We start from the raw sequence: 5013 nt of genomic DNA, 5'->3' as shown, positions 1-5013 counted from the left end.
CCGGTGGGCAGGATGCCCCACACCGGCTGTGCGAGCCACACCACGGCAACGCGCCCCTGCGTACCCTCGGCCGGCCGCTTGCCAGCCAAACGCACCGCCGCGACCAGGCGGCACCGTTCCCGGGCATTGGGCGAGTGCCTGGTTTTGCGGTTGTTTCCAGGATGTGTGCATGCGGTAGGGACACACCCGGCCATGACGGTGAGGCAGTGACCCTTCGGAACCGCATTTTTTGAAGCAGGCCATCAAACGACGCACCATGCTTCCTGCGCGCCGCACGGCCTGAAAACCGTGGCCGGCATGGGCGCCGCGGTGGCCAGGGGCGGCGACGGTGGCGCGGATGAAGCCGGTGCCGGCCGGCGACGACTGCCTTGGGCCGGGGCGCATTCGCGAGGATGACCGCAAGATCCATCCCGCCTGGCTGTGCAAGGTCAAGCAGCCCACGCAGAGCCGCCATGACTGGGACTTGTACACGCCAAGCAACGTCACCCAGGCCGCGTGCCGCCCGCTGCCGGATAATACCGGCCCGCTGGTGAACGTGTGACCGCCTGCCGGGCGATCAGCGCTCGGAAGCCACCTGGGTGATCCTCAGGTCGAGGCGATGCGGCGCGCGGCTGGGCATTTCGGCCACCTCTTCATACGTGTGCCAGGGCCGCTCGGCCGCGGGACGCAGGTCGGACGGAACGGGATTGATCGCGGGCAGCGGCGTCGGCCGATCGGCGCTGGCGGTCAGCAGGCCGGTGTCCGGACGATTGTAGATGAAGCCGTAGGTCGGATAGACCGACCCGAAGGCGCCGCTGCGGCCAAGCTCGACCCGGACGGCGGACCAGTTGTTGGCTTCTGACACATCGACGACGGCGACGTTGCGCGAGATACGCCCGCGCATGCCGTGGCTGCCCCAGTTGGCCTGGTCGACGACGATCTCGCGCGGGTTGACGATGCGCGTGACCACGGCGACGTGGCCCAGCGGCATGCGGGGATTGGCGCGGAAGTTCAGCACGCTGCCGACCTCGGGCCGGTAGCCGCGGGCATACTGGCCGGCCGCGTTGCCCCACCACTGCCAGGCGTTGCCGCTGACCATGATGCCGGAGACTTCGCGGGCATAGGGGACGCAGGAGATCCCGGCATAATAGACGGCACTCCGGCGCATGGCATGGCCATAGCCATGCGCGGCGCTCGCGTGGACGTGGGAATGCGCGTACGGCACGTGGCGGTGGCCGGCGTGATAGGTTGCGGCAATGCGGGAGCCGGCGTGATGCGCATGATTCGCCGCACCGGCCGCGCCGGCATGCGTCTGGTGCGCGTCGGCGGCTGTCACGAATGCCGGACTGGTGAACAGGAGCGCCGAGCCAAGAAGGTACGCTTTTGTTCCTGTTCCGAGTGTCCGCATCTGCCCTGTCTCCTTCAAATCGCCGGTGACAACGCGGGCGGTAACAGCAGGGTTGCAATTGTGACAACCCTTGTCAGGCGGATTTCTCCAATTGCGATGGTACTTTGCTGCTTTTGGGCTGTGGATAGAATGAGTTTCAGGACATTAATCTTATTCTCAGGCGCTTGTTATCAATGTGTCAAGAAATATGTCACATATGTGGCTTTTCTGCACCGATCCGCGACTCGCCGTTTCGAGTCACAGACATTTACTTGATCTCCTTGCGTGTCTGACTCTTTCAGCCGCCTCGCCAGGCGCTTGACCGGTGCCCGGCTTGCGCCGAGAAGCGGCGCCTGACCCGATCCCGGAAAGGACCTTCCGCATGAAGGACAAGGCAGCGCGCACCGTCCGTGTCGGCGCCATCGACATCGGCAATGACCGTCCTTTCGTGCTGATCGCCGGCCCCTGCCAGATCGAATCCAGGGACCATGCGCTGGAGGTGGCGCGGGCGCTCGCCGATATCAGCCGGCGCACCGGCGTGCCGGTGATCTACAAGTCCAGCTACGACAAGGCGAACCGCACCAGCGCCTCGGCCGCCCGCGGGATCGGCATGGCGGCCGGGCTGCAGATCCTGGCCGACGTGCGCGCGGCGACCGGCCTGCCGGTGCTGACCGACGTGCACACAGCCGAGCAGTGCGCGCCGGTGGCCGAGGTGGTCGACGTGCTGCAGATCCCCGCCTTCCTGTGCCGGCAGACCGACCTGCTGTTGGCCGCGGGGGAAACCGGGCGCGCGATCAATGTGAAAAAGGGCCAGTTCCTGGCGCCGTGGGACATGGCGAACGTCGCGGCCAAGATCGCCGGCACCGGCAACCACAATATCCTGTTGTGCGAGCGGGGGGTCAGCTTCGGTTACAACACGCTGGTGTCGGATTTCCGCGCCCTGCCGATCATGGCGCGCACCGGGTATCCGGTGGTGTTCGACGCGACGCATTCGGTGCAGCAGCCGGGCGGGCAGGGGACCTCGTCCGGCGGCCAGCGGGAATTCGCGCCGGTGCTGGCGCGGGCGGCGCTGGCGGTGGGCGTGGCGGCGGTGTTCATCGAGACGCATCCCGACCCGGATCACGCGCCGAGCGACGGGCCGAACATGATCCCGCTGCGTGCGATGGAGGCGCTGGTCAGCCGCCTGGCCGCGTTCGATGGCCTGGCCAAGCAGGCAGACTGACCGGGCGGGCCAGTCCGGCATCGCCAACGAGAGGTCCGGCCCGACACCGTGCCGAAGCGGGGATCAAGCCTGCCTGCGCCGCAACGGCGCCTCTGGGTGGGCTCAGGCGTTCGTCCACCGTGGTTGCGGTGTGGGCGCCCGAGCCTGGCGGGTCAGTAGCCCGGCGCGTAGTACACCGGGGGCGGGGGCGGCGCGTAATAGACCGGAGGCGGCGGCGCATAGACGACCGGGGGTGGCGGCGCATAGACCACCGGTGGCGGGGTATAGACCACCGGCGGCCTGTAGGCCTGCGAGGCAATCACGCCGCCAAGCACCGCGGCCGCGCCCAGGCCAAGGATCGCCCCGGCCACCGCGGCGCCGTTCCCGCCATGCGGGTGGCCATAGTAGCCACCGTGATAATGACCATACCCGTCACGTCCGTGCCATTGCGCCTGAGCGGCCGGGGCAGCCAGCAATCCTGCCGCCACGGGGGCCGCGACCAACAGGGACTTCATCCGCCACATGGCCTATACTCCTTGCTTCACAGGCCCACATTTAACATCCCCCGTGGCCGGAATGCGGCAGGATCGGGATGGTTTTGCGTCGATCGGCTTTGCAATGAAGTCATAGCTTCAACGAGCATTAGCCGGCGCATCCGGCGGCCACAGCGCCGAGCGCCAGCGCAGCGCGATCGCCAGCGTCAGCGCCAGCCCGGTCAGGCAATAGCAGGAGGCGACGGTGGCGAAGCCGAAGCGCTCGATCAGGCCGCCGGCGGCCATCAGGCCAAGCGGCAGGCCATAGATCGCCAGCATGCGCACGCCCATGATCCGGCCGCGGAACTTGGCGCCGGCGCCGTGCAGCAGCATCACCGCCATCGGCACCATCGACAGGCTCTGGGCAAAGCCGGCCAGCACCAACGCGAAGCGGCCGGCGGCGATCCCGGGCAGGTGGATGAACGCCAGCAGCATGACGTACCACCAGGCGGCGTTGATCAGCATCATCCGCGCCGGCCGGATGTGCGGGCCGGCGACGCCGATGGCGATCGACCCGGTCAGGGCGCCGAACGCGAAGCTGGCAACCAGCCAGCCCAGCCCGGTCTGGCCGACGTGGTAGATCTCGCGCGCCACGTACGGCAGCAGGCCGAGCGTGAGCGGGAACGCCGTCACGTTCACCAGGAACGCCAGCCACATCGCCGCCAGCGAGGCGGGGCTGTCCCAGACATAGGCCAGCCCCTCGCGTAGGTCGCGCCAGAATGACACCCGCGCCAGCGCATGCGACGGCCGCGGCGCGCCGACGCCCAGCGTCAGCAGGAAGCCGCTGGCGTAGAACAGGGTGATGGCGCCGTAGGCCGGCGCCATGCCCAGCAGCGCGAACGCCGCGGCCCCGGCCAATGAGCCGAACACGCGCGCCGAATCCACCGTCGTCCGCGCCACGCCCATCGCCGCCATCAGCCGGTTGGCCGGGATGGTCTCGGCGACCAGGGCGTTGCGCATGGCGAGGTCGGAGGGGCGGATCAGCCCGGTGACCGTGGCGATGGCGAAGGCGGCGGCCGGGGTCAGGACGTGCAGCGCCGCCAGCGTGGTCATCGTCGCCGCCATCGCGGCATAGACGACGCGCATGGCGCACAGGACGTTGCGATGGCCGAGGCGGTCGCCGGCCAGGCCGAACAGCGGCGCGATCAGCGTGCCGGCGTACTGCAGCGCGCCGAACACAGTCAGCAGCAGCACCGACCCGGTGGCCGTCAGGATGTACCAGCCCAGGATCAGGTTCTCCATCTCGAGGCCCCAGGAGGTCAGCAGGTCCGCCGGCCACTGGAAGCGGAAGCTGCGGACCGTGAAGGGGGCGAGGACCTCGAAGCGGCTGGTGCGGGTCATCGGGGCGGGATGGCCCCGGCTGGTCCGTTCTCCGGCAACCGGTTCCCCGGCCTGCGCGCCGATGCCGGCCCGGGGCGGTGGCGGAAATTGGTACCACGGGAAACGAAGCGCAGGCGGGAATGTATGGGCATTCCGGCATGAAGGGTGACCGCCTCTGCCAGGAGGGCAGGGGCGTCGAGACGGCGTTTCGGCATCAAGGCGTTTCCCCGGTCGTTGGCAGGGATAGCTTTGCAGACAGCGGGTCCGGCTGCAAAATCCGCAAGGCATCATTGGCGTAAACGTGGCGATGGTTGTTATTTCGTCATATCGGGCGGAGGTCCGGCATCCACGCCTTTCGTTGATGCCACAGAAACGCCTGGACGGCAGCCCGGAGCGCCTGTGCCCGGGCTTGTCCCGGGCAGCCGCAATGACGACAGGGCCGCGCCGCCATGCCTCTGTTTTATAGCTGTAGTTTCCAGGCGACGTTTCTTCTCCGTGGCGCTGAATTAGCGCCACGTACCCGGAACGATGATGGCGGCGTTGGATGACTTACGCGGCTTTGGCGGTGGGCGGCGCTGACGCCCCGCCTGTGC

Annotated in this window: 5 protein-coding genes; 2 read left to right on the top strand and 3 right to left on the bottom strand. The window is 68.2% G+C overall.

The window, feature by feature from the left end; translation table 11 throughout:
- Positions 1–337 precede the first annotated feature (337 nt).
- Complete coding sequence (locus CCS01_RS00410; protein WP_104516867.1) at positions 338–541, top strand: hypothetical protein; 204 nt, start codon at positions 338–340, stop codon at positions 539–541.
- Between the two features lie 15 nt (positions 542–556).
- On the opposite strand, the gene CCS01_RS00405 is transcribed toward CCS01_RS00410, so the two are convergent.
- Positions 557–1387 carry a CHAP domain-containing protein gene (locus tag CCS01_RS00405; protein WP_239991958.1) on the bottom strand — a complete coding sequence of 277 codons (831 nt, stop codon included), beginning with the start codon at positions 1385–1387 and terminating at the stop codon, positions 557–559.
- A gap of 361 nt (positions 1388–1748) precedes the next feature.
- Between CCS01_RS00405 and kdsA the strand changes: the two genes are divergently transcribed.
- The gene (kdsA, locus tag CCS01_RS00400; RefSeq protein ID WP_104516866.1) at positions 1749–2588 is read left to right on the top strand and encodes a 3-deoxy-8-phosphooctulonate synthase; all 840 of its coding nucleotides are present in this window, start codon (positions 1749–1751) and stop codon (positions 2586–2588) included.
- Positions 2589–2740: 152 nt separating this feature from the next.
- Here the strand turns inward: kdsA and CCS01_RS00395 are convergent, their stop codons facing one another.
- Positions 2741–3082, bottom strand: coding sequence for a hypothetical protein (locus tag CCS01_RS00395; protein WP_239991957.1), 342 nt, complete (start codon positions 3080–3082; stop codon positions 2741–2743).
- 117 nt (positions 3083–3199) lie between these two features.
- Positions 3200–4441 carry an MFS transporter gene (locus CCS01_RS00390; RefSeq protein WP_104516864.1) on the bottom strand — a complete coding sequence of 414 codons (1242 nt, stop codon included), beginning with the start codon at positions 4439–4441 and terminating at the stop codon, positions 3200–3202.
- Positions 4442–5013: the final 572 nt, after the last annotated feature.

Source organism: Rhodopila globiformis, assembly GCF_002937115.1.
GTDB lineage: Bacteria > Pseudomonadota > Alphaproteobacteria > Acetobacterales > Acetobacteraceae > Rhodopila > Rhodopila globiformis.
Note: the sequence above shows the minus strand (reverse complement) of the source record. Positions and strands in the feature narration are given on the sequence as shown.